The 22,124-nt window shown below is 44.0% G+C and carries 26 protein-coding genes; 12 read left to right on the forward strand and 14 right to left on the reverse strand.

Going from position 1 to position 22,124, the window contains the following annotated elements:
- Positions 1-203: 203 nt before the first annotated feature.
- On the reverse strand, positions 204-500 hold the full coding sequence (locus R8269_RS04960) for an alternative ribosome-rescue factor A (RefSeq protein WP_042521482.1): 297 nt from the start codon (positions 498-500) through the stop codon (positions 204-206).
- A gap of 365 nt (positions 501-865) precedes the next feature.
- Between R8269_RS04960 and R8269_RS04965 the strand changes: the two genes are divergently transcribed.
- From R8269_RS04965 to R8269_RS04980, 4 genes are all read left to right on the forward strand, one after another.
- Positions 866-1,075, forward strand: coding sequence for a cold-shock protein (locus R8269_RS04965; RefSeq protein WP_005375625.1), 210 nt, complete (start codon positions 866-868; stop codon positions 1,073-1,075).
- An 89-nt stretch (positions 1,076-1,164) separates the two neighbouring features.
- Positions 1,165-1,710 (forward strand): YaeQ family protein, encoded by a 546-nt coding sequence (locus R8269_RS04970; RefSeq protein WP_005375627.1) that lies wholly within the window; start codon positions 1,165-1,167, stop codon positions 1,708-1,710.
- On the forward strand, positions 1,697-2,239 hold the full coding sequence (locus R8269_RS04975; protein WP_042521484.1) for a hypothetical protein: 543 nt from the start codon (positions 1,697-1,699) through the stop codon (positions 2,237-2,239). Before R8269_RS04970 ends, R8269_RS04975 begins: the two co-directional genes overlap by 14 nt.
- A gap of 111 nt (positions 2,240-2,350) precedes the next feature.
- The gene (locus tag R8269_RS04980) at positions 2,351-2,710 is read left to right on the forward strand and encodes a glutaredoxin family protein (RefSeq protein ID WP_042521486.1); all 360 of its coding nucleotides are present in this window, start codon (positions 2,351-2,353) and stop codon (positions 2,708-2,710) included.
- Between the two features lie 191 nt (positions 2,711-2,901).
- On the opposite strand, the gene R8269_RS04985 is transcribed toward R8269_RS04980, so the two are convergent.
- A complete protein-coding gene (locus tag R8269_RS04985) occupies positions 2,902-3,528 on the reverse strand; it encodes an OmpA family protein (protein WP_031780954.1) in 627 nt (208 codons plus the stop codon).
- Between the two features lie 282 nt (positions 3,529-3,810).
- On the opposite strand from R8269_RS04985, the gene R8269_RS04990 reads away from it, so the two are divergent.
- Both R8269_RS04990 and R8269_RS04995 read left to right on the forward strand, forming a co-directional pair.
- The gene (locus tag R8269_RS04990; protein WP_042521488.1) at positions 3,811-4,443 is read left to right on the forward strand and encodes a thiol:disulfide interchange protein DsbA/DsbL; all 633 of its coding nucleotides are present in this window, start codon (positions 3,811-3,813) and stop codon (positions 4,441-4,443) included.
- 13 nt (positions 4,444-4,456) lie between these two features.
- Positions 4,457-4,930: an FKBP-type peptidyl-prolyl cis-trans isomerase gene (locus tag R8269_RS04995; RefSeq protein ID WP_005375638.1), complete on the forward strand. Its 474-nt coding sequence runs from the start codon at positions 4,457-4,459 to the stop codon at positions 4,928-4,930.
- Positions 4,931-5,012: 82 nt separating this feature from the next.
- On the opposite strand, the gene cyoE is transcribed toward R8269_RS04995, so the two are convergent.
- Genes cyoE through R8269_RS05015 form a run of 4 tightly spaced genes read right to left on the reverse strand, consistent with a single transcriptional unit; the run spans position 5,013 to position 8,253 of the window.
- On the reverse strand, positions 5,013-5,912 hold the full coding sequence (gene cyoE, locus R8269_RS05000) for a heme o synthase (protein WP_042521489.1): 900 nt from the start codon (positions 5,910-5,912) through the stop codon (positions 5,013-5,015).
- On the reverse strand, positions 5,905-6,924 hold the full coding sequence (locus tag R8269_RS05005) for a COX15/CtaA family protein (RefSeq protein WP_318222470.1): 1,020 nt from the start codon (positions 6,922-6,924) through the stop codon (positions 5,905-5,907). The genes cyoE and R8269_RS05005 overlap by 8 nt, the downstream gene beginning before the upstream one ends.
- An 11-nt stretch (positions 6,925-6,935) precedes the next feature.
- Entirely contained in the window at positions 6,936-7,472 is a 537-nt protein-coding gene (locus tag R8269_RS05010; RefSeq protein ID WP_085569293.1) for a cytochrome oxidase biogenesis cluster protein, read from the reverse strand.
- The gene (locus R8269_RS05015) at positions 7,462-8,253 is read right to left on the reverse strand and encodes an SURF1 family protein (protein ID WP_085569294.1); all 792 of its coding nucleotides are present in this window, start codon (positions 8,251-8,253) and stop codon (positions 7,462-7,464) included. The genes R8269_RS05010 and R8269_RS05015 overlap by 11 nt, the downstream gene beginning before the upstream one ends.
- Between R8269_RS05015 and R8269_RS05020 the strand changes: the two genes are divergently transcribed.
- A complete protein-coding gene (locus tag R8269_RS05020) occupies positions 8,252-8,488 on the forward strand; it encodes a DUF2909 family protein (RefSeq protein ID WP_005391169.1) in 237 nt (78 codons plus the stop codon). The two genes, R8269_RS05015 and R8269_RS05020, sit on opposite strands and share 2 nt — an antisense overlap.
- A 24-nt stretch (positions 8,489-8,512) precedes the next feature.
- On the opposite strand, the gene R8269_RS05025 is transcribed toward R8269_RS05020, so the two are convergent.
- Genes R8269_RS05025 through coxB form a run of 4 tightly spaced genes read right to left on the reverse strand, consistent with a single transcriptional unit; the run spans position 8,513 to position 12,800 of the window.
- Positions 8,513-9,397, reverse strand: a complete 885-nt coding sequence (locus R8269_RS05025; protein WP_005385214.1) for a cytochrome c oxidase subunit 3 — start codon at positions 9,395-9,397, stop codon at positions 8,513-8,515.
- A 51-nt stretch (positions 9,398-9,448) separates the two neighbouring features.
- Complete coding sequence (locus R8269_RS05030) at positions 9,449-9,988, reverse strand: cytochrome c oxidase assembly protein (RefSeq protein ID WP_017821600.1); 540 nt, start codon at positions 9,986-9,988, stop codon at positions 9,449-9,451.
- A gap of 20 nt (positions 9,989-10,008) precedes the next feature.
- Positions 10,009-11,640, reverse strand: a complete 1,632-nt coding sequence (gene ctaD, locus R8269_RS05035) for a cytochrome c oxidase subunit I (protein ID WP_042521496.1) — start codon at positions 11,638-11,640, stop codon at positions 10,009-10,011.
- Entirely contained in the window at positions 11,637-12,800 is a 1,164-nt protein-coding gene (gene coxB / locus R8269_RS05040; RefSeq protein WP_017821602.1) for a cytochrome c oxidase subunit II, read from the reverse strand. The genes ctaD and coxB overlap by 4 nt, the downstream gene beginning before the upstream one ends.
- 330 nt (positions 12,801-13,130) lie before the next feature.
- On the opposite strand from coxB, the gene R8269_RS05045 reads away from it, so the two are divergent.
- Entirely contained in the window at positions 13,131-14,825 is a 1,695-nt protein-coding gene (locus R8269_RS05045) for a phospho-sugar mutase (RefSeq protein ID WP_213904535.1), read from the forward strand.
- 98 nt (positions 14,826-14,923) lie between these two features.
- Here R8269_RS05045 and R8269_RS05050 read toward each other — a convergent pair whose 3' ends face one another.
- Complete coding sequence (locus R8269_RS05050) at positions 14,924-15,346, reverse strand: GNAT family N-acetyltransferase (protein ID WP_005375519.1); 423 nt, start codon at positions 15,344-15,346, stop codon at positions 14,924-14,926.
- A 79-nt stretch (positions 15,347-15,425) separates the two neighbouring features.
- Complete coding sequence (locus R8269_RS05055; RefSeq protein ID WP_005375522.1) at positions 15,426-16,058, reverse strand: LysE family translocator; 633 nt, start codon at positions 16,056-16,058, stop codon at positions 15,426-15,428.
- A 229-nt stretch (positions 16,059-16,287) separates the two neighbouring features.
- Between R8269_RS05055 and R8269_RS05060 the strand changes: the two genes are divergently transcribed.
- From R8269_RS05060 to R8269_RS05070, 3 genes are all read left to right on the forward strand, one after another.
- Positions 16,288-17,115, forward strand: a complete 828-nt coding sequence (locus R8269_RS05060) for an AraC family transcriptional regulator (RefSeq protein WP_005385198.1) — start codon at positions 16,288-16,290, stop codon at positions 17,113-17,115.
- Positions 17,116-17,194: 79 nt separating this feature from the next.
- A complete protein-coding gene (locus R8269_RS05065; protein ID WP_042521500.1) occupies positions 17,195-17,905 on the forward strand; it encodes an AzlC family ABC transporter permease in 711 nt (236 codons plus the stop codon).
- Entirely contained in the window at positions 17,905-18,216 is a 312-nt protein-coding gene (locus R8269_RS05070; RefSeq protein WP_042521501.1) for an AzlD domain-containing protein, read from the forward strand. Before R8269_RS05065 ends, R8269_RS05070 begins: the two co-directional genes overlap by 1 nt.
- On the opposite strand, the gene R8269_RS05075 is transcribed toward R8269_RS05070, so the two are convergent.
- Together R8269_RS05075 and R8269_RS05080 are read right to left on the reverse strand one after the other, a co-directional pair.
- Entirely contained in the window at positions 18,213-18,827 is a 615-nt protein-coding gene (locus R8269_RS05075; RefSeq protein ID WP_017635857.1) for a fumarylacetoacetate hydrolase family protein, read from the reverse strand. The two genes, R8269_RS05070 and R8269_RS05075, sit on opposite strands and share 4 nt — an antisense overlap.
- Positions 18,828-19,047: 220 nt before the next feature.
- On the reverse strand, positions 19,048-20,106 hold the full coding sequence (locus R8269_RS05080; RefSeq protein ID WP_042521502.1) for a porin: 1,059 nt from the start codon (positions 20,104-20,106) through the stop codon (positions 19,048-19,050).
- A gap of 609 nt (positions 20,107-20,715) precedes the next feature.
- On the opposite strand from R8269_RS05080, the gene R8269_RS05085 reads away from it, so the two are divergent.
- Complete coding sequence (locus R8269_RS05085; RefSeq protein ID WP_136976480.1) at positions 20,716-21,687, forward strand: porin; 972 nt, start codon at positions 20,716-20,718, stop codon at positions 21,685-21,687.
- The last annotated feature ends 437 nt before the right edge of the window (positions 21,688-22,124 follow it).

Genomic DNA, 22,124 nt, shown 5'->3' on the forward strand with positions numbered 1-22,124 from the left:
CTCACCAGTCTTTTTAAACCATAATCTCGGCTGTTTGATTAGACTAAAGATATAGTAGACTTGCATAAGACAGGAAGTGACGCTTATTGATATGAATCTAACTTAGTAAGTTTTAGTACTTAATTGGTACTTTCAACGCCTAGTTCGCTGAAGCAGTTGAAGCAGTTGAAGCAGTTGAAGCAGTTGAAGCAGTACATGATAAATTAGGAAAACTTATCTGGTACTAAAAATTGAATATCATCAGTTTTGCAAATACCTAGTACCAACAAAAAAGCCCTATTCAAAATCCACCTTGGGGAGAACTTTGAATAGGGCTCTTTGCCTCTATGCTTCATTTTACGGCTGAAGCTACCTTTACCTTTTTTCGCTTTAACGACTCGTGTTTGGAACAGCTGACTGGTAACAACCGCTTTTAACGCGTTGTCTTTGATTTCACCTCTGCCGAAGTCGGTCTCATGTTGTGAGCCACTCGGTTGAGGACTGATTTTACGCTTTGCCATAAATCCTCCTTAATGGTCGAACCAGATTGGACAATAATTATATAAATAAGTCAAATTTATAGATTTAGTTGAATTTTATGCTAAAAAACTTCACATCACCGTCATTTATTTGAAATTTAATCAAAAACATGCTGGTTAAATAGTGACTAAATACAAATATTTGTCCATAAAGCACTAATATATGTTGACTCTTCGTGGAATTAACCTAGACTCAAACACGGCTAGAAAGAAAGTTCTTTGTTTTCACATTTCGTTGGATTACTTGTAACCCGTCGTCCTGTGGTACGCAATAGCAATTTATTTTTCCACGCTATAAGCGCCGTTGAGGCGAAAGATTACATTATTTAGATATTTAGGAAATAGACATGTCTAACACAGCTACTGGCACAGTTAAGTGGTTCAACGAAACTAAAGGCTTCGGTTTCATTCAACAAGAAAACGGTCCTGACGTATTTGCTCACTTCTCTGCAATCACTGGTGACGGCTTCCGTACTCTAGTTGAAGGCCAGAAAGTAGAATTTGTTATCTCTCAAGGTCAAAAAGGCCCTCAAGCAGAGCAAATCAAAGTACTTTAATTCTTAAAGAATTTGATACGATAGCCAGCTTTTAAAGCTGGCTATTTTTTTGCCTAAAACTTATTTTGCCAACAAAACGATATAAATCTATGGCTCTTAAACCAACCATTTACAAATTTCGTATCGCCATTTCCGATATGAATAATGACTATTACGATTCTAAAAATCTAACTATCGCCCTTCATCCTTCTGAAAAGCCGCAACGAATGTTGGCTCGCATTCTAGCTTACTGTTTAAATGCTCAAAGCAATCTGGAGTTTACAAAAGGACTCTCTACGATTGAAGAGCCTGATTTATGGCATGTTGGCGATGATCAAAGCATTACTCACTGGATTGAAATTGGCGAACCAGAACCAGACAGAATTAAGAAAGCTTCTCGCCTCGCAAAGCATGTAAAAGTTTACACTTATAACACCAAAGCGGCTGTCTGGTGGGACAAAATGTCAGGAAAGTTCTCAATGCTTCCCGTCAACGTAGAGAGCTTTGACTATGACGCTATCGACTTGATTTGTCAGCACCTTGACCGAGGTACTAGCCTTTCTGTTATGATTACTGGCAGCTCAATTTTTGTTGATATCAATGATCAACATATCGAAGTAACGGTGAAGGAACTAAAAAACCATGACGTCTCTTAGTGAACTGAGTCAAGAGATGGGATTTGAAGAAATCCCCTTTGTTAAAGAACATAAAGCAGCAAAGCGACGTTGGTTAAAAGAACAGTCACAACTATTTACAAAAGTTTGTGAGAACAAACCCACAACAGCACCTACTCTTCACCTGCTTGGCCTTTTGACCAAATCACATATTGAAGCAAGTGCTAACTACGAGCAACATGCTCACTCTACCCAGCGTATGCAGCAAGTTCTGACTGACTCCTTGGGTAATGAGCACGCGGATAAGTTTACTAACCAATCTGCTGAAGACCTAATCTTAGTCACCCACCTTTGGTTATACACGCAAGGCTATTTAAATATGGATTTCAGCTTGGCGCACGATCATGCCGAGCAGACTCAAAATACATTGCAGCACGAGCTTGTCATGAAACGCATGGACGTTGATGCATTCAGAACCGAACTCATGCAAAGTTTTTATCAAGGTAAAGAGGCCCGTCCGGCTTCAGCAAGTGGCTTTTGGGGTTGGTTTAAACGTCTATTTTCCATATAAAATACATGGTTTTATCCATTTCAAACAACTGATAGACTTCACGCTCAGTGCAACAAGCATCATGATTGCATTCTTAAAGGACAATTACCCAATGAACATCAAGGGATCATTATGAAGTTTATCCGTTGGATTTTAGGCAAGGTTATCTTATTGCTGAACGTGGTGTTCTCACCTCGTGGTATTAAGCGCACCGCAGAAGAACAGCAACGTATTGATGAAAAAGCGAAACAATACGCACTTTACCAATTTGAAGCCTGCCCTTTTTGCGTAAAGGTCCGCCGTGCAATGAAGCGTCAATCGGTGAACATTGAGCTACGTGATGCAAAAAATAACCCGACTCATCGAGCTGAACTAGAGCAAGGTGGTGGGCGAGTTAAAGTCCCTTGTCTTCGTATCGAAAAAGATGGCGAGACACAGTGGTTATACGAGTCATCTGACATCGTCGCTTACGTTGAAAAAGAATTTGCCTAAGTTCCCCCTATGAACATTGGCGGATGTAAAAGAGGCACCTAACGGTGCCTCTTTTCTATTTTTTCTAGCTAAATGTTGCCGTGCGAGCTTTCCTTATTCAGTCTTCTTACTCAACTCCGAACTTAAACTCCACTAAGCAAATAACGGGTATGCGAGAACAACACAACGAAGATTACCGCCCAACGTCTGCGTTATTCATCCACGATCAATGTTAGCTCTACGCGCCGATTGCAAGCTTTACCACTTGCTGTCGCATTGCTGCACTTCGGTACATACTCTCCGAAGCCTCTAGAAAACACTCGTTGACGTGGAATACTCGTCGCCAATAGTTGTTTTTCTACTTCACGAGCTCGCTTTTCAGATAGCGTGTCGTTGAAACTTTCAGCTCCCGTACTATCCGCATGACCATCAATCACGACATCAACATCAGTTCTTCCAGCCAGATAGTGACCAATGTTTCGAATCCAATCTTGAGATTGAGCAGATAACCGTGCAGAGCCCGTTTGAAAATGCACATGCTCTTTCAAACGTATCATCAGGTGACCACCACTGAGCGTCTCGTGAGGAATGTTATGCCTGCTCAGGAACATTTCCAGAGAGGTCACGTTTTGCGACTTTTTTACTGACGCCCTCGCCGTTTGATATGAACGAGGGGAAGAAGCCACATTGGATGCGCTCGGGTATCCCCATTCTGGGTGTCTCAGCTCAGTGTTTGATTTAGGAGCTGTATCTAAAATGTTCCCACCTGGGACCATATCTTGATCGAGGCTACTGCACCCGGCCAGAATGCCACAAACAATTAAAAACCAATGCTTCATACCATTACCAACGTAGAAAAACTCTTGTTCATTGTGTCGACAAAACACGCCGAATCTTTAGCGCTTTTGTCCACCGATTGGTTTGTCTATGCAGCGTTCATGCCACTGGAGTCAATGCAAAATCATCTCTCAAATAAAAAGCAACACTAAAATACCCTACCCTTACAGCCCATACGTCAGGCAAAGTCTGTTACCAATGGTCTCACTTTATTGTTATTTAATGGTTTTAGTCACTATCGTTAACCGATAAACTAACGCAAATTTCTCATTTAGAGCACTACTATGTTAAAAACCATATCGAAAGGCTTTGCTGTTGTTGTTGCCGTAATGGCTTTGTCGGCATGCGATAGCGGCAAGAGTCAGCCTCAGCAAGGCAAACAATACGAAGTTTTGCCAGTATCCCTTGAAGAATATGATTTAGCTCCCCTGACTGAAGCATTCTCTTTAACTTGTGGCCACTGCCGCTCAATGGAAGAGTTTGTCCCTCAAATTGAATCATTGACCGATCAAAGCGTTGAAAAAATGCATGTAACGTTCAATGAAAGTGCACAAGTGAGCGCCATCATCTTTTATACTGCCGTAATGCAGCTTGAATCAACACCAGATAAAGCGTTTATGGCAGATCTTTTTACTGCTGTGCAAATGGGTGCCGATGCAACGGCTGAGGAACGCCAAATCGCTGTTGAGAAAGCCTTTGAGTCTCGCAACCTTATCAGCCCTTACCATTTAGATGAAGCACAGCAAAAAGCGCTGTTTGAGTACATCACTAAGGCAGAAGCGATCACCACGCGAGGCCAAATTAACTCCGTTCCAGCCTTTATCGTAAACGGAAAATATCAAGTAATTACTGGTGGTCATGACAGCGTTGAAGCCATGGCAGAAACCATCAACTTTTTGCTAAAACAACCTAAATAGACAAGGAGATTACGTGTCTAAATTTTTGTTTCCTCTTATTATTTTTATTTTGGCGGGCTTTTTCATTTACCGTACTTGGACAAACCATAAAGTAGCAGATGAAAACTTTGCCAAAGGCCAAGCATTCTTACTAGAAAATGCGAAAAAAGAAGGCGTCATCACAACAGAAAGTGGCCTTCAATACATGGTTCTTGAAAAAGGCGAAGGTGAGGTTCACCCAACGGCAACAAGTAAAGTAAAAGTACACTACCACGGCACCTTGATTGATGGCACGGTATTCGATAGCTCTGTTAATCGTGGTGAGCCGATTTCATTTGGTCTTAACCAAGTCATTAAAGGCTGGCAAGAAGGTCTACAATACATGGTAGAAGGTGAGAAAATCCGCCTTTTCGTACCAAGCACGCTTGGCTATGGTAAGAGTGGCTCTGGCCCAATTCCACCAGCAAGTGTTTTGATCTTTGATGTTGAACTGCTAGAAATTCAATAAATCTAGAAAGCTTTGTCTTAAAGCCAAAGTATCAAAACCAAAAACGCCGCGAACCACGCGGCGTTTTCTGTTTTAAGAAAGGTTAAAAACCAATATAGTGATCCGAAAGCAATGCAATGAACAACGCCAAAAGATGATAGATAGAGAATTTAAACGTCTCCATCGCGGTATTTGGCTCTGGTGCATATTTTAGCTTCCATGCATGGTACATAAAGCCAGCATTGAGGAGTAGCGAGGCAAAAAGATACACCACGCCGACCATACCAACCAAAACCGGTAGGACACAAACCAAAGTCAATAGCACCGTATACAACAGAATAGAAGTTTTGGTGTACTCAATGCCGTGTGTCACTGGCAGCATGGGAATATCTACCTTGCGGTAATCCTCGACACGATGAATAGCCAGAGCCCAAAAATGTGGTGGCGTCCAGATAAAAATGATCATTACGAGCAGCCAGGCATTCGCATGTAATTGCCCTGTTACAGCAGTCCAACCGAGAAGAGGCGGCATCGCACCGGCAATCCCTGCAATGACGATATTTTGGGGCGTAGCACGTTTGAGGTACATTGTGTATACCATCGCATAGCCGAGCAAACTCATCAAAGTCAACCATGCCGTCAGCGGGTTGACTATCGCATAGAGAAGTACAAACCCTAAGACACCTAAAACTGTAGCGAAGGCTATCACCGATGATGGTTTAGTCTCACCCGATGGCAATGGTCGTTTGTGTGTACGTGCCATTCTCGCATCAATTCGGCGGTCAATTAGATGATTAAACGCTGCCGCAGACCCTGCCATCAGACCAATCCCCGTTAGGCCAACTACCGCCTGCAACCAGGGGAAATCATCAACCGGGGCTAAGCTCATACCTACTACTGCCGTCACCAACATTAACGCCACCACTTTAGGTTTCGTTAACTTCAAATAAACGGAACTTAGTCGCTTTCGCCCATTTAACGACAGCGCGATTTCTTTACTCATAGCGAACTCCTTTCGCGGTGTAATTCCAAGCCGTTTTACCCTGCCACAAGTAAAACTGGCTAACACAAACGAGACTCAACATAACAGCGGCACCAAGGTTGTGCGCCACCGCGACATAGATAGGAAGTTGAAATACTACGTTGCTTACACCCAGCATAATTTGGCACACCAGAGTGAATAACAACCACCCTCCAATTCTCTGTGACTGATGAGAATCTTGCCTCATAAGCCCAATACTATAAGCCAATACCACGGTGGCGGTAACAATAGCGCCTATACGATGAGTGACGTGTATAGTCATTCTTGCCGGATACTCCAAGACACCAAATTCATAATTCTCGAATCCAGTTTGCCAGAAAGAAAACGCTTCTTTCCATGAGAGATGGCTCATCCAGTCTCCCTCACAAATCGGCAGTGTGGTACACATCAGCGCAGCATAATTTGACGAAGTCCATCCTCCAAGGAGCACTTGCACCAAAACAACCAGAAAAACCAACAATGAAAAGCCTCTCAGAGAGCTAGAAGATGGAGAGAAATAGAGATTGTTTTGCGCTTTTAATTGGCAGTAAAAAATCGCCTGTAACGCCAATAAAACAAAACCACCGAGCAAGTGAAGCATCACGATGACGGGCATTAATTTAAGAGTAACTGTCCACATTCCCAAAAGTGCCTGCCCAATCACCAGTACGCTTAGCAACATCGGAATGGTTGAATTTACACGCTCAGACCTTACTGATATCGCTGCCATCGCAAAAATGACTAAACCTAACGTTCCTGCAAAATAGCGATGAATCATCTCAAGCCATGCTTTCTCATGCTCTACTGCCCGCTCGGGGAAGTTCAGGTTAGCACGTATGACGTCTTCTTCTTGATGCGGCACAGAAAAGTGCCCATAACAACCAGGCCAATCCGGGCAACCTAACCCTGCATCTGAAAGGCGAGTATATGCCCCTAACATGATCACCACGAGAGTTAGCAGCAAACTGAATCTAACCAACTGAATTAATTTCATATGCACTTCCTCTAACCGACTCGTGACAGTTTTAAGAGCTTGCGTAAGTCCGCCAACATACCTTTATTCAATAGGACTAAGTCCTCATTTGGTTTCGGCGAGTAAGACATCACCAGCTGCCCAAGAGGATCAACGATCAACATTTGCCCAGGTTTCACTTTTGCGGTAACCAATTCATTCATTTGCATCGCTAACATCGATACTTCTATGGGATCTGAATGCTCAGTCTGCCAAACGACTGGCACTACCCGCTCTTGATACTTACCTAAAGCAACATGGCTTTGCTGAAGCAGGTAAAGCTGCTGTTTACACTCTTCAGTGCATTCGTTAGGCAATACATAAGCGAGTTGCCAAGCATGGTCTTTGAGAGGTGACTCTTGACCAAGTTGCTCTAACGTCGTGTATGGTTCGACTAACTCGCCTCTATTGGTCACTCCGCTTTGATACCACCCTTGTGTGAGAATGACTTTTGCAATGACAGCGGGAAACGCGAACGTACAAACCAGCGCAATCAACATTAGTCGTCCTTTGGTTACTTTAGATGTCATGCTTCACCTCCATGTGACGCAACTTTTTTTGCCAACGAACAAAAACAATTAAAGTCAGTAATAAGAAAACACCTGCCATCGAAAACCATTGAATCGAATAGCCAAAATGTTTGGCACTATTGAGTGGCAATGGATTCCAAGGAAAGTCATAGGGCCAACGAGTTAAATTGTCTGGCTGCAAGACTGCGGGCATAAGTTCAATATTCAGTAGCTGATTCAATTGCGCGATGTTTAGGTTTTGCACGCGAATAACATCGCCAACTTCCGGCATTAACTCTGAGCTCAGTGGATTAGTAGATTTTCGGTACAGGCGTCCTGTGATGAAAGTCGAATTATCGAGTTTGGTGACCGTTGGTAACACTGAGCGTTCTGCTCTTCCCTCGACAAAACCAAGCTCCAATAACGCATAGGCACTAGGCTCATCGCTCGTCAATACAATCTGAAATGCTAAATATCCCACACTGCCTTGATGCGTTTGGTTATCTAACAAAATTACGGGAAACGCCTGAGGAACAACATTAACTTCCACTTTTTTCCCGAGGATACTTTCCTCTCGCCAGTCGTTGTCTTCAAGAACGACGCTTAGTGCTTGGTACGCACTATCCGCACGCGCGAGAATGGCTTGTTCCAATGCTTGTTTTTCTTGCCCTCTCTCAAACTGCCAAAAACCCAGTTTGACCAAAAGAGAAAACACAACCACAGTTAAACCAACTGCAACCCAAAACCGTTTCGATAGCCATAATTGTCTTGATAACAACAATGATGAAACCGGAGGTGCCATGTCCACCGTATTTCTATTCAAACTGACGCTTGTCCTTTTGCTGCTTTTCATTATCTTCAACCTCGCAAAAGCGCTTATCGAAATGGTTCGTGAAGACCCAGATAATCCTGAAAAAAGAGACAAACCCATGAGTCATTACTTAGGCCGTCGAGTCATGTTCTCCGCTTTGGTGGTCATCCTTCTGCTTATTGCGCTCAGCTCGGGTTGGCTAGCACCAAACCCTCGCCCTTATTAGTCGAACCAAGAGTTCACACTGCGCCTAAAGTACGTAAACAAACACAAACAGACATAACCAAACCACATCCACGAAATGCCAATACCAGCTGCCCGCTTGAAAGGCAAAATGGTTCTTTGGCGAAAAGTGATCTTTAGCGATTCTGAACAGCAGCACGATCAAGAAGATAGTCCCAAGACAAACGTGTAAACCGTGGAACCCCGTCAACATGAAGAACGTGTTACCGTAAATACCGGACTGCAACGTGAGCCCTATGTCTTGATAAGCATGAACATACTCAACCGCTTGGTAATATAGAAAAAAGCCAGCAAGTACGATGGTTATCTCTAACCAAACAATCAGTGCCGTTCTTTTGTCTTGTTCAAGGCTTATATGCGCCATATGTAGCGTAATAGACGACAATAGCAGCAAGATAGTATTGGTAAGGGGTATGCCCTGCCACGGCATAGCTTGTGTTGTTTCTCCTCCCGGTGTCAGTGTGAGTGGCCACATCGCTTCGAAGGTTGGCCACAGGACTTCGTTAGTCATGAAGTTATTATCTGCCCCACCTAACCAAGGCACAGAAATCATTCTGGCGTAGAACAAGGCACCAAAAAAGGCACCAAAAAACATCACTTCAGAAAAGATAAACCAGCTCATTCCTTGGCGAAAAGAACGAGTAATTTGCGAGCTGTATTTTCCACTCAGTGATTCAGTAATCACATTACTAAACCAACCAGCCAACATGTAAAGCAAGAACAAGAAGCCCACCGCTAGCACAATGCCACCAATGGTTCCCACTGCACCGTCACTTTGTGTCCCCTGGACGGTCATGCCCGCGCCAACAGCAACCAAAAACAGAGCAAATGCACCGATGATCGGCCAGCTACTTTGAGCGGGAACATAATATGTTCCTGGCTTGTTACTCATAATTTCTCTCCTTACTGACCAACCTTGGTCTGTATCTCTCTCCCTGAGTGGCTAAGAGCCTGTAGGAGGGGGAAGTTTATAGAGTGTGTAAGACAGCGTTAACGTGTGTATAGACTCAGGCAAGTCCGGTTCGATATAAAAAATCAACGGCATTTGAGCTTGCTGTTTACCATCCAGAGGCTGCTGGTTAAAACAAAAACACTCAATCTTATTGAAGTAAGCAGCTCCAGTCCCGGGAGAAACAGAAGGAACGGCTTGCCCCACCAACTTCTGCCCGCTTTCATTAAATGCAAGGTATTCAGTTTGCACAACTTCACCTGGGTGAACATCCATCGAAATCACTTTGGGTCTAAACTCCCAAGGCATATCTGGGCTTACATGCGCCATAAACTCCACGCGAATAGTTCGGCTCATGTCCGGCTGCATACCTGTCGGTTGAATAGCGGCCACTTCACTTGTCTTTCCATTGATTCCCAATGCGTCGCACATCACGTCATAAAGTGGGACCAGTGCATAGCCGAAGCCAAACATTAACAGGGTCGCCAAAAGTAACTTCACTGTGAGCTTCTTGTTTGATGGATTCGGTTTCATGTCACTCACCCCACTCTTTGCTAGTCAATCTCAGGCGGTGTAGTAAACGTATGATGTGGCGCAGGGCTTGGCACTGTCCACTCTAAGCCCTCCGCACGTTCCCACGGTTTTGCAGAAGCCTTTTCCCCGCCACGAATACACTTGATCACCAACCATAAGAAGATCAGTTGTGACAACCCAAATGCAAACCCACCAATTGATACTATTTGATTAACATCAGCAAACTGAATGGCGTAATCCGGTATGCGTCTTGGCATGCCCGCTAAGCCTAGGAAGTGCATTGGGAAAAACAGGACATTGACGGAAATAATTGAGCACCAGAAATGCCATAAACTCAGCTTGTGGTCGTACATATTACCCGTCCACTTAGGTAGCCAGTAGTATGCCGCTGCCATGATCGAGAATACCGCACCAGATACCAACACATAATGGAAATGGGCAACTACGAAGTAAGTGTCATGATATTGGAAGTCCGCCGGCACAATCGCCAACATCAGTCCCGAGAAGCCACCAATGGTAAACAGCACAATAAAGGCAATGGCAAACAACATTGGCGTTTCAAATGTCAGAGCTCCACGCCACATGGTGGCAACCCAGTTAAAGACTTTAACCCCCGTTGGTACCGCAATCAGCATAGTGCAATACATGAAGAAGAGCTCAGCAAAAACTGGCATCCCCGTGGTAAACATGTGGTGCGCCCACACAAGGAAAGATAACAATGCAATGCTGCACGTCGCGTAAACCATCGAATGATAACCAAACAGCTTCTTACCACTGAAAGCAGGCAGAATGGCGGAGATGATTCCAAACGACGGTAAAATCATGATGTACACTTCTGGGTGACCAAAGAACCAAAAGATGTGTTGGAACATTACCGGGTCACCACCACCAGCTGCGTCAAAGAAGCTAGTCCCGAAATATTTGTCAGTAAGAACCATGGTCACCGCACCCGCTAGTACCGGCATAACCGCGATCAACAAGAAAGCGGTGATTAGCCAAGTCCAAACAAACATTGGTAACTTGAACCAAGTCATTCCCGGAGCTCGCATATTTACGATCGTCACGATAACGTTGATCGCGCCCATAATGGAGCTGATACCCATGATATGAACAGAGAATACAAACAGCGCAGTGCTATCCGGGCCATAAGTCGTGGACAGCGGAGCATAAAACGTCCAACCAAAATCAGGACCGCCGCCAGGTAAAAACAACGAGCTCAACAAGATGAGAAATGCAAAAGGTAAGATCCAAAAGCTCAAGTTGTTCATGCGCGGTAGCGCCATATCTGGAGCGCCGATCATCATCGGGATCATCCAGTTAGCAAGACCCGTAAATGCTGGCATCACCGCACCAAATACCATTACTAAACCGTGTACCGTGGTCATTTGATTAAAAAACTGCGGATCGACTAGCTGTAGCCCTGGCTGGAACAGTTCGGCACGAATGATCATAGCCATCGCACCACCTGTTAGAAACATCGCAAAGCTAAACCAAAGGTAGAGGGTGCCTATGTCTTTATGGCTTGTAGAATACAACCAACGAGTGATGCCCAGGGGTGCATGATGCTCGTGACCATCATCAATCGCAATGGTACTGTTCGCACTGGCTTCTGCTGGCGCAGACTTCACTGCCTTATCTATTGGCTTACTCATATTTCCTCCTTAGCACTGCCTTGTGCCTTAAAGGCATTCACATCGGATGCTTGCACTGTATCGCCAGTATCGTTGCCCCATGCATTTCGTTGATATGTGATAACCGCGCCAATTTCTTTGTCACTTAACTGATTAGAAAAAGCCTGCATTGCGGTACCAGGGCGACCGTTGACAATAATATCTATGTGCTCTGTAACATCTCCGGTTGCAATAGGACTGCCTTTAATCGCGGGAAATGCACCCGGAATCCCCTCACCATTTGCCTGATGACACACAGCGCAACGCGCCGTGTATATCGATTCGCCTTGCGACATCAATTCGTCCATAGATAAGTCTTGAGAGAGCGCTTCTTGTGCCGCCGCTTTTTGAAGTGCGAGTTCTTGCTTCTTACTCGCTAGCCATTCATCGAACTTTTCTTCTTCCATCGCATGCACCACCACTGGCATAAATCCGTGTGCACGACCACATAGCTCCGCACATTGGCCGCGATATACGCCTGGCTCATCAATTCTTGTCCATGCTTCATTAATAAAACCTGGAATGGTGTCTTTCTTGACGGCAAAGTCCGGTACCCACCAAGAGTGAATGACATCATCAGAAGTCATCAAAAAACGCACTTTGCGATTCACAGGCAACACCAAAGGGTTGTCTACTTCCAGTAAGTAATGCGCGCCTTTAGCTTCGATTCCATCAATTTGTTTTTGGCTGGTGGCAAGCAAACTAAAAAACTCAACATCTTCACCAAAATAGCTGTAATGCCATTTCCATTGCGAGCCTGTGATCTTGACCGTGATATCCGATTGGCTTGTGTCTTCCATTGCTACTAGAGTTTTTGTTGCGGGAATCGCCATAGCGACAAGAATGATGATGGGTATGACCGTCCAAATAATTTCCACTTTTGTACTTTCATGGAAATGTGCGGCAACTGCTCCTTTTGACTTGCGATGGCGGAAGATGGAATAGAACATCACACCAAAAACAATCAAAGCAATTACACAGCAGATATAGAAAATCAGCATATGTAATTCATACACTTGCCCACTTATCTCTGTGACCCCTTTTGTCATGTTGTAGTCATTTTCCTTTGACCAACCAAAAGAGGAAAATGTGATTAAAATCACATTCAGTGATAAGGCTAGAGTAGTCGTTAATCTTTTCAAAAGATCTCTCCTCTGCTCAGCCGCTACGCCTACGCGAGCTTCCTTGCGTCCCGATGCAAATATCGAACAACTTTACGAAAAATCACAAAAACTACGATTTCGACACGGTTTGTTATATTTATGTTAAAAGGCTAGTTATAGTTCCAAGGTTCTTCAAGAAATTAAATATGATTAAATTTTGTTCGGATAAGAAAAATTAATTCGGTTTATCGATTGCCCTCTTTGAAATGTAATTGAGAACCATTTACATTGATTTAAAAGAAAACATTGAGATACTTACCAAACGAAGTGTCCAAGAAAGTAGGCTCCCCCTACTAAGGAATGATTGATATGACAGCACTAATTACGCAATGGCTAAAACGAGACCCTGATCCTAAGACTCGTGAAGAGCTACAACACCTCGTCGATACGAACAATGAACAAGAGCTTACTGATCGCTTTGGCTCACGCCTTGCCTTTGGTACTGCAGGCTTACGTGGCAAAGTGGGCGCAGGTCCAAACCGAATGAACCGCTTGGTGATTCAAGAGACCGCCACTGGTTTAGGGAACTATTTGCTTGAGCAAGTCAAAGGTGCCGCGAGTCGTGGTGTCGTTATTGGCTACGACGGTCGTCCCGATTCAAAACAATTCGCGCATGATACCGCATCCGTACTGACGGCCCTTGGTATCAAGGTTTACCTAACGTATGACGTTGCAGCAACCCCAATTGTTGCGTTTGGTGTCCGTACATTGAATGCTGCGGCCGCTGTTGTTGTTACTGCCAGCCACAATCCACCAGAATACAATGGCTTCAAAGTATATTGGGAAAATGGCGCACAGATTATTCCTCCACACGACTCTGGAATCGCAGCGAAAATTGATGACGCAACAACGAAGCCATTACCTTTAATGTCTCTCGATGATGCAAAACAGCACGGTTTGTTAGTTTGGTTGGAAGACGACTACTACCAAACTTACCGTAAGACAATGAATGAAAACGCGCTGCTTGCTCCTGACAACAATACCGATATATCTATTGCTTACACCGCAATGCATGGCGTTGGCGCGAATATGGCGGAAACGCTACTTGCCGACGCAGGCTTCCAAAAAGTGGCAAGTGTTAAGGAACAACGCGAACCTGATGGAAGCTTCCCAACCGTCAACTTCCCAAACCCTGAAGAAGCCGGTGCCATGGATATGGTGATGGCATTAGGTAAGTCCGTAGATGCCGATATCGCTTGCGCGAACGACCCAGATGCGGACCGTTTTGCCGTGGCAGTTAAACGCCCAGATGGCGAGTATCAAATGCTAACAGGTGATCAGGTGGGCTCACTGTTTGGCGATTACTTGCTGGAACAGCAACCTAACGCTTTGGTTGGCAACACCATCGTATCCTCAAGAATGCTGAGCAGCATCGCTAAGGCGCATGGCGCACAATACTATCAAACATTAACTGGCTTTAAATGGCTTACTAACGTTGCCATGGAACAAGAGACAGAAACCAACCCATTCTTGTTTGCTTATGAGGAAGCGCTCGGTTATACCGTGGGTAACAAGGTGTGGGATAAAGATGGTTTATCTGCAATCGTCGCGTTTTCACAGCTAACAGGCAAGCTTAAAGCGCAAGGCAAAACACTGTGGGATAAACTGGAAGAGCTGTACCGCGAGCACGGTTTCTACTTCAACGCACAACGCAGCATCGCTCTCGACCCGAACTCTCCACCAATCGGCGACAAACTCCGAGCCAATCCACCAACAGAGATTGCTGGTAAAAAAGTTGCAGTAACCGAAGATCTTAAAACATCGGTTCGCATGTTTGACGACGGCTCTGAAGAATCCATTGACTTACCAGCAAGTGACGTATTGATTTATCACCTAGAAGATCAATCTCGCGTGATTGTTCGTCCTTCTGGTACTGAGCCAAAACTAAAATGTTACTACGAAGTCATCAACCTCTTCCCTGCGGATATGAGCTATGAACAAGCACAGCAAGCAGCAGAAGCGAAGATGAACGAACTTATCGACGCGCACCAGCAAAGTTTGTAAGTCAAAGAGAAACATAGATATTTGATACAACAAGAGGCGCAAATTCGCGCCTCTTTTTTGATTTTCACTAGAACAAGTCAAGCTAACCCGTGCTTTCCCTAGCCTACAATTTCCTTTTGTAGAAAGTACTTGTGGATGCCCTCTGCAGGATAGCCTGAGTACTGCCCCACTTTCTCAAAACCCAATTTGAGATAGAACTCAAGAGCTTGAAAGCTGTAGGTATCCAAATAAACATGGGTAACCCCATGAGGCTTTACTTTTTGTTCTAGCATCGACATTAATTGGCTACCGAGACCAGAGGTTCGACTTTCAGCGTCTACCCACAAAAACTCAACAAATACCGTATTTTTAAACATTTCGCCAGTCAAGCCACCCATGATCTTGCCATTCTCATCTTTTGCGAAACAGCCTACAGCATGCACTTCCCCTTCAGGTAAATGCAGTCGGTTATAAGATCGAATACCTTCACGAACAAAATCAAGGTCTGTTTGATCTGGATTTAAACAAAATTCAAGCTTCATATACCCTCTCCTTAGGAAACACCAATATCCTAAAACAAAAAGCCAGCAATTGCTGGCTTTCTGATGGAATATGATAACTTTACAAGGCGAAACTACTCAGCATCCACAACGCCAGAATAACAAACACTAACCCCATTAGTTTATGTTGATACGTGCGGAATTTTTCGTTCTCGAGCAGCCCTTTGCCCAATGTGCCTGCTAACCCAACAAGTAATAAATTGAATGACAAGCCAAGAACGTTCAACAATAACCCTAGCGCTAGCATCTGCTCACCAGAAGATGCCGTGATATTGCTTGAGACAAACTGCGGCAAAAACATCACAAAAAAGACTAAGGCTTTAGGGTTGAGCAAATTACTCATCAAAGCACGTTGATAATAAGTTGATGCCATTTTGTTTTGACCATCAAGCTCTGGAGCCGAAGATGCCTCAGCTCGTAAGCAGTCCCAACCCATTTTTAACAAGTAAGCGCCACCTAGTAGATGAAGGACTTTAAGGGCTATTGGGCTCATGGCAATCAGGGTAGATACGCCCATCGCAGCAAGCAAAGTAAGAATAACACCAGACGTCGCATTGCCTAAGCTAGCAAAAAGACCGACCTTCTTACCGTAACTCATACTAGAGCTCGCTATCAGCAACATATCGGGCCCTGGTAACAGCAACAAAGCCACTACTGCGGTGAGATAAACAGGAAGTACAGATAAATCAATCATGATGGAACCGCTTTTCTACAACAAGGCGGCGAATGTTATACCAACAAAATGACATCATCCAGCCCAAAATAGCCAAGATAACTCAAAAAATAAAAATCATAGTTTGCCCATATGAGAAATAGCAATCAATTCGCCTGTTTATCAAAATCGAATAGCAATTTTGTACAAAAATAAGCACGATGGATCCGTTACACTTCTAAAATGATTTTCTTGAGCAGACCGGATAAAGATGAAAGAAAAGAATAAGGAAATCGCTACCTTCAAGATAGCTCAAGAGCTCGGAGGTTTAGAGCTTCTCGATGCAAAGTATGAGAAGCAGAATTTTTCACGCCATAGCCACGAAGGTTACACTATTGGTGTCATCGAAAAAGGGGCACAACAATTTTTTAGGACGGGCGGGAATCATATCGCGCCACAGGACAGCATCATCCTTGTTAATGCAGATGAAGTACACAACGGGCATTCAGCCTCGGAAGGCGGCTGGGAATACAAAGCAATGTACCCCGTACCTCAGCAGTTTCAAACTTTAGGACAAGAGCTTGGTTCACCAAATGTAGCTCTGCCCTATTTCCCTCAACCTGTGGTTTACGATCCTGAGCTGGCTAGTCAGTTACGATTGGTATTTGAAACACTAGAAAAATCAGACAACCGTTTATTGAGAGAAACTTTGGTTTACGGCACGTTGATCAAGCTAGCCAGTAAACACAGCACTCATCGGGCACCACTGAAAGAATCAACCAGAGCTCAACGACAAGTGCAGCTAGTCAGAGAATTTTTGGAAGACTTTCCACAAACGGACGTCTCACTAGAAGAACTCGCGAAACTGTCTGGATTAAGCCCTTTTCATCTGCTGAGAGAGTTTCAAAAGCAATTTGGCTTTCCGCCTCATGCCTATCAAATTCAGCAACGTTTACGTATGGCGAAGAAGCTATTAAAAATGGGACAAAAAATTTCAGACGTGGCACAAGAATGTGGCTTCCATGATCAGAGCCATCTGCATCGACACTTTAAAAAAGCCATGGGCGTCACTCCCGGCCAATACGTCCGTCACAGCTAAAGCAGCAATATTGTACAAGGCGTTATGCGACTACCGAGCTATCTTGGTAATCTGATTTAGGAATAAATAAGAAGAAACTATGGACCACACTTTGCCGTTACAAAAAGAATCAAAAGCCACGCTATTTTGGCAAGGTACACTTGCGATGATGCCTCTGAGTATCGCAGTGCTCCCTTGGGGCTTACTCGCAGGCTCATTCGCAATTGATACTGGGCTTCACCCTTTGGAAGGACAAGCACTATCCGCCATTTTGTTCGCAGGTTCTGCACAGCTCGTCGCGATGGGAATGATTAAAACGGGAGCAGGTCTAGTGACCATGTTACTGACAACGTTTTTTATCACCTCTCGACACTTCCTCTACAGTGTATCGATGCGCAGTAAAATTTCACCGCTCCCTCTAAAATGGCGATTATCACTCGGCTTCTTACTTACTGACGAGCTGTTTGCGATTGTAGGCCACCATTCCGATAAACAATTTAATCGCTGGTATGCACTTGGGGCTGGTCTGAGTTTTTACCTGTTTTGGAATGTCGCGACATTGACGGGCATTATTGCGGGAAGTCTAATCCCTGAACTGAACGAAATGGGTTTGGAATTTGCTGTGGCCGCAACTTTTATCGCAATTGTAGTTCCGACTATTAAAAATGCAGCGGTGCTCGCGAGTGTTCTTGTAGCTTTGGTGAGCTCGGTTGCCCTAACCTATTATCAAATTGAGGGAAGTTTGATGATTTCGAGCATTTTAGCCATGCTTACTGGTTACTTTGTGGAACAAGTAAAGGAGAAACGCTAATGATCATGTTGGCTATTTTACTGATGACGGTACTTGTTTTCACCAGCCGCTACTTGTTTTTAGAACCCAAGCTGCCATTGCGATTAGGGACGCGCACTCAAAAAGTACTCAATTACGCTAGCCCCGCAGTACTGACTGCGATCTGGGCACCTATCGTTTTCATTCCCGATGGGGAGCTCAGCGTCAATGTGCAAAACCCATTTTTACTGGCTGCCGTACTGGCTTCTTTAATCGCTTATTTTACTAAAAATGTTCTTTTAACGACGGTTATCAGTATGGTGGTATTTCTCATTCTGCGAATTTGGCTTTAATCCGCCAACCACTCAATCTCCAACAAGGTGACATCGCCACACTTTAATCGACCAAGGAAGATGTCACCTTCATGTACCTCACCAACGCCCTTTGGTGTACCAGTCATCACTACATCGCCATCTTGAAGTGTTGTGTAACTGGTTAATTCATCCAGGATAGTTAGCGGCGGATAGAGCATTTGGTTAACGTGACCTTTTTGTACACGAACACAGTTAATTAAGAGCTCAAGGTTAAGGTCATTGATATCAATGTTATCCAAAGAGACAAACCGACTAAACACAGCAGAGCCATCAAATGCCTTAGCTCGCTCCCACGGCAACCCCTGATTTTTAAGCGAGGATTGCAAACCACGCTTGGTCAGATCCAATCCCAAACCAACCGCTGAATAACGTCCATCCTTGATCAAAAAGCAGATTTCAGCCTCATAATGAAGGGGCTCTTGATGGAATGAACGCAGAGTTGTTGATACGGAAGTTGCGGGTTTATTAAATACCACCATTTGCTCAGGCATTGCATTATTAAGCTCATGAATATGTTCAACGTAATTTCGTCCAACACAAAGCACTTTACCCACTTCTACTTTCTTTTCTTCAACTTGAATAACACTCATCATTCTTCCCTGCAAAACAAAAATCCCATCATAATCTAACCTATTGACTTAACGACACTAAATAGCAACCTCTAGTGTAAAAAATAAGACATTCACCCCGTTTTGAGTTTTGTATCATCTAATTGAAACAGCAAAGTATTTGTAAAACAAATAGACAAAAAAGCCAGCACGAGGCTGGCTTTAGATCAATGAGCTGAATAATAGTTCTCGCTAAATCCTATTATAGGTAGTAACGAGCACCTAACGCCCATTTGTCATCAGTTTCACGACCATTGTCGTCATTTAGGTCAAACTGGTAACCCGCGTAACCAACAAATTTAGGCGTGAAGTTGTATTCTGCTTGTAGTGCCATTTCTTCACGAGCAGTTTCTGTTTTAGAGCTCTTAAACTCTTTACCTTCCACCATCTCATAGTTAACACTCAAGTTTAGGCTGTTTGCTAGAGCGTATGCGATGATCGCTTCGTACGCATCACTTTCTTCTAAACGGTCGCCTTTTGCACTGAAGTTCATGTTTTCGTTTGAACCATAAACCGCAGCAAGGAATAGGCCTTGGCCGTACGCACCGTAAGATGCTGATACAACGTGTGATTCCGCCGTGTGCTTACCTGCATATGCAGGGTGCTGGAAATCGCCGCCATTGTAAGAGTAACCGATTTTAGCGCCCATGATTGAGTAAGAAAGCGCAGCTTGCACACGGTCATCGTATTTAGCACCGCCAGTTATAACTCCAGCATCGTTGCGCGTGTAATCATCGTTTGCACCCTGCCAACCAAGACCAAAGTTGATCACACCCGCTTCACCCAGCTCGATGGCATTACGGTAAGAAAGCATTTTATCCGCACGGCCAGTGCCAAGGTTTCCATGATCGTCATAGATGAAGTCGTTGGCAAACGCGATTGGCATATCTGCAATACCTGCGACATCGTAGTAAGGTGACCATTGCGTACCACCTACTGCACGACCATAAACCTCATGCGTTATACCTAAGTAACCTAGACGAGTTTTAAACGACTCTTCACCACCGTCTAAGTAGTTTAGCGCCCATTCACCACGTGCGTCTGCGGTGAAGCCATTACCCAAATCCTGTGTCGCAGAGATATTGATACGAGGAGAGTTAGTACCCACATCCGTGTCACCTTGCTCTGATCCATTTAAATTAACAGAAACGTGGCCGCCCATCGAAAATGTTGTGCCATCGTTATTATATAGTTCCACTGCAACTGCTTGAGTACCGAAGGTTGCTGCCGCGATTGCCGCTGCTAATAATTTTTTATTCATTTCTAAATCCATTACTTATTAGTTGGTTAGTCAGTTTTAGACCCGGCTTTGGTTCACTTTCGTAAAAACGAAATGATGAACAAAGAGAGGAATACAAAGGCTATCCGAGGCATCGTTTCCACCAGATTAGTTTTACCTTTGTGTAACAACTGCCGACACTTTATTTGATTAGTTCCTGACAACCGAGTGAAAAGATCTCAGACAAAACCTAAAAAGCAATCGTTTACTTAGCCTTCAAGAAATCGAGAAATAAAAACCTTACAATAAGAAATGCTTTAGAGAGAGTTAGCTCACAAATAGCTGATGATTCGCTATTTTTAGGCCAAACTTCCCTGCCAAATTGAAATGTTTACTTACATTTAGGGTCAAGAAACAATTCAGGAACTTTTTGAAAAAAACACAGTCTTCAACGGAGAGGAAAAAACCTCAAAAAAGATAAACCTTTCTTTTTATAAGTGGTATGAGAAGGGGCACTTATTCTTTCCAGCAATAAAAGTGCAATCAAATCATAACTTAACAGAAATCTATCTTTCATTTTCAGCCTTTACCTTAGCGTCATCAACACATCGGGCAAGAAAGCCCATCGATTACAACTAGGGTAATAAGAAAATGAAAAAGGCAGCACTAACTACTGCAATTCTTACAGCATTGGTATCAGCACCATCATTCGCAGCAACTGTATACAAAAACGACGGTACTGAATTAAAAGTTGGCGGCCGCGTTGAGTTTCGTGGTGACTTCATCGGTTCAGACGGTGCTGAAATTGAAGGTTCCATGGAAGATAAAAGCCGTGCTCGTCTTAACCTAAAAGGTAAAACAGACATCGGCAACGGCCTTTCTGCTTTCGGTGTTTACGAAGCCGAACAAAAAACGGGCAAGAGTGAATTCAAAAACCGCTACATGTATGCAGGCGTCGACTCTGATATCGGTGCTTTCTCTGTAGGTCGTCAAGACATGGCTGCAGTCATCATCTCTGACATGACGGATATCACAGAATTCTCTGGTGTTCAGCAAGTTATTGATTCGTCGTCTGATAAGCAAGACAGCGTTTTCGCATACCGTGGTGCGTTTGATGCACTACAACTTCAAGCAACCTACCAAGCAAACTCTAGCGATAACGAAGATAAATACGGCATCTCTGGAATGTACTCACTACCAATGGGCCTCGACTTTGGTCTTGCATACTCTGGTGGCGATGTAGATAAAGATAACTCTGAAGATCAAATTCTAGGTGGTATCGCTTACTCGATGGACAACCTTTACCTAGCAGGTACTTATTCTCAAGGTTCCCTGACTGACTCTGAAGACTTTACGGCTTACGAGCTAGTCGCAAGCTACAAAGTAGCAAGCAAAGTGACACTTGCAGCTCTATACACAGCTCAAGAGAATGATCCAGACAACGGTTCAAAGTACGACACAGTTGAAGGTATCGAGCTTGTTGGTTACTACAAACTAAACAGCAACTTCCGTACTTACCTGTCTTACTACATCAACCAACTTGATGAAGCAAAAGATGCAACAACAGGTCTAGTAACAGAAGGCGAAGATACACTGCGCCTAGGCGTACGTTACGATTTCTAATTCACTCTTGTCCTAAGAGCGAGTCCACTTGGCCAGCACCTTTGCTGGCCATTTTTTATTTAACCCAACACAACTCGATAAGTTTTCACACTATCGAAGCATCGCTCAGCAATGAAAAACGAGCGTAACGACGCCTACTTCTGCCCTCTTTTAATGCGATTGATCACTAAGTTAGTGCATTTCATCTAATCGACAACATAGAAAAACCAAAAAACCATTTAAAATCAAACACATAAAAGTTGGCACGTGTTCTGCAATATTATTTATGCAAATGCATGGCAGCGTTTGTGCTTCTCGTTCTTTGTACCTGTTATAACAGGCACGTCCTTTGAATTGGTAATGTCGCCTCCCTCTGGGAGGCATTTTTTTATTGGCGCGAAAAACAATAGGACGTATGATCCCGCCACCTCTATCAAACTGGAATTTTTCAATTGAAT

The organism is Vibrio sp. Vb0667 (assembly GCF_033391095.1).

Coding starts and splice junctions, on each gene's coding strand:
- R8269_RS04960 (WP_042521482.1), bottom strand. CDS start 500: ATGGCAAAGCGTAAAATCAGTCCTCAACCGAGTGGCTCACAACATGAG.
- R8269_RS04965 (WP_005375625.1), top strand. CDS start 866: ATGTCTAACACAGCTACTGGCACAGTTAAGTGGTTCAACGAAACTAAA.
- R8269_RS04970 (WP_005375627.1), top strand. CDS start 1,165: ATGGCTCTTAAACCAACCATTTACAAATTTCGTATCGCCATTTCCGAT.
- R8269_RS04975 (WP_042521484.1), top strand. CDS start 1,697: ATGACGTCTCTTAGTGAACTGAGTCAAGAGATGGGATTTGAAGAAATC.
- R8269_RS04980 (WP_042521486.1), top strand. CDS start 2,351: ATGAAGTTTATCCGTTGGATTTTAGGCAAGGTTATCTTATTGCTGAAC.
- R8269_RS04985 (WP_031780954.1), bottom strand. CDS start 3,528: ATGAAGCATTGGTTTTTAATTGTTTGTGGCATTCTGGCCGGGTGCAGT.
- R8269_RS04990 (WP_042521488.1), top strand. CDS start 3,811: ATGTTAAAAACCATATCGAAAGGCTTTGCTGTTGTTGTTGCCGTAATG.
- cyoE (WP_042521489.1), bottom strand. CDS start 5,912: ATGAGTAAAGAAATCGCGCTGTCGTTAAATGGGCGAAAGCGACTAAGT.
- R8269_RS05005 (WP_318222470.1), bottom strand. CDS start 6,924: ATGAAATTAATTCAGTTGGTTAGATTCAGTTTGCTGCTAACTCTCGTG.
- R8269_RS05010 (WP_085569293.1), bottom strand. CDS start 7,472: ATGACATCTAAAGTAACCAAAGGACGACTAATGTTGATTGCGCTGGTT.
- R8269_RS05020 (WP_005391169.1), top strand. CDS start 8,252: ATGTCCACCGTATTTCTATTCAAACTGACGCTTGTCCTTTTGCTGCTT.
- R8269_RS05015 (WP_085569294.1), bottom strand. CDS start 8,253: ATGGCACCTCCGGTTTCATCATTGTTGTTATCAAGACAATTATGGCTA.
- R8269_RS05025 (WP_005385214.1), bottom strand. CDS start 9,397: ATGAGTAACAAGCCAGGAACATATTATGTTCCCGCTCAAAGTAGCTGG.
- R8269_RS05030 (WP_017821600.1), bottom strand. CDS start 9,988: ATGAAACCGAATCCATCAAACAAGAAGCTCACAGTGAAGTTACTTTTG.
- ctaD (WP_042521496.1), bottom strand. CDS start 11,640: ATGAGTAAGCCAATAGATAAGGCAGTGAAGTCTGCGCCAGCAGAAGCC.
- R8269_RS05045 (WP_213904535.1), top strand. CDS start 13,131: ATGACAGCACTAATTACGCAATGGCTAAAACGAGACCCTGATCCTAAG.
- R8269_RS05050 (WP_005375519.1), bottom strand. CDS start 15,346: ATGAAGCTTGAATTTTGTTTAAATCCAGATCAAACAGACCTTGATTTT.
- R8269_RS05055 (WP_005375522.1), bottom strand. CDS start 16,058: ATGATTGATTTATCTGTACTTCCTGTTTATCTCACCGCAGTAGTGGCT.
- R8269_RS05060 (WP_005385198.1), top strand. CDS start 16,288: ATGAAAGAAAAGAATAAGGAAATCGCTACCTTCAAGATAGCTCAAGAG.
- R8269_RS05065 (WP_042521500.1), top strand. CDS start 17,195: ATGGACCACACTTTGCCGTTACAAAAAGAATCAAAAGCCACGCTATTT.
- R8269_RS05070 (WP_042521501.1), top strand. CDS start 17,905: ATGATCATGTTGGCTATTTTACTGATGACGGTACTTGTTTTCACCAGC.
- R8269_RS05075 (WP_017635857.1), bottom strand. CDS start 18,827: ATGAGTGTTATTCAAGTTGAAGAAAAGAAAGTAGAAGTGGGTAAAGTG.
- R8269_RS05080 (WP_042521502.1), bottom strand. CDS start 20,106: ATGAATAAAAAATTATTAGCAGCGGCAATCGCGGCAGCAACCTTCGGT.
- R8269_RS05085 (WP_136976480.1), top strand. CDS start 20,716: ATGAAAAAGGCAGCACTAACTACTGCAATTCTTACAGCATTGGTATCA.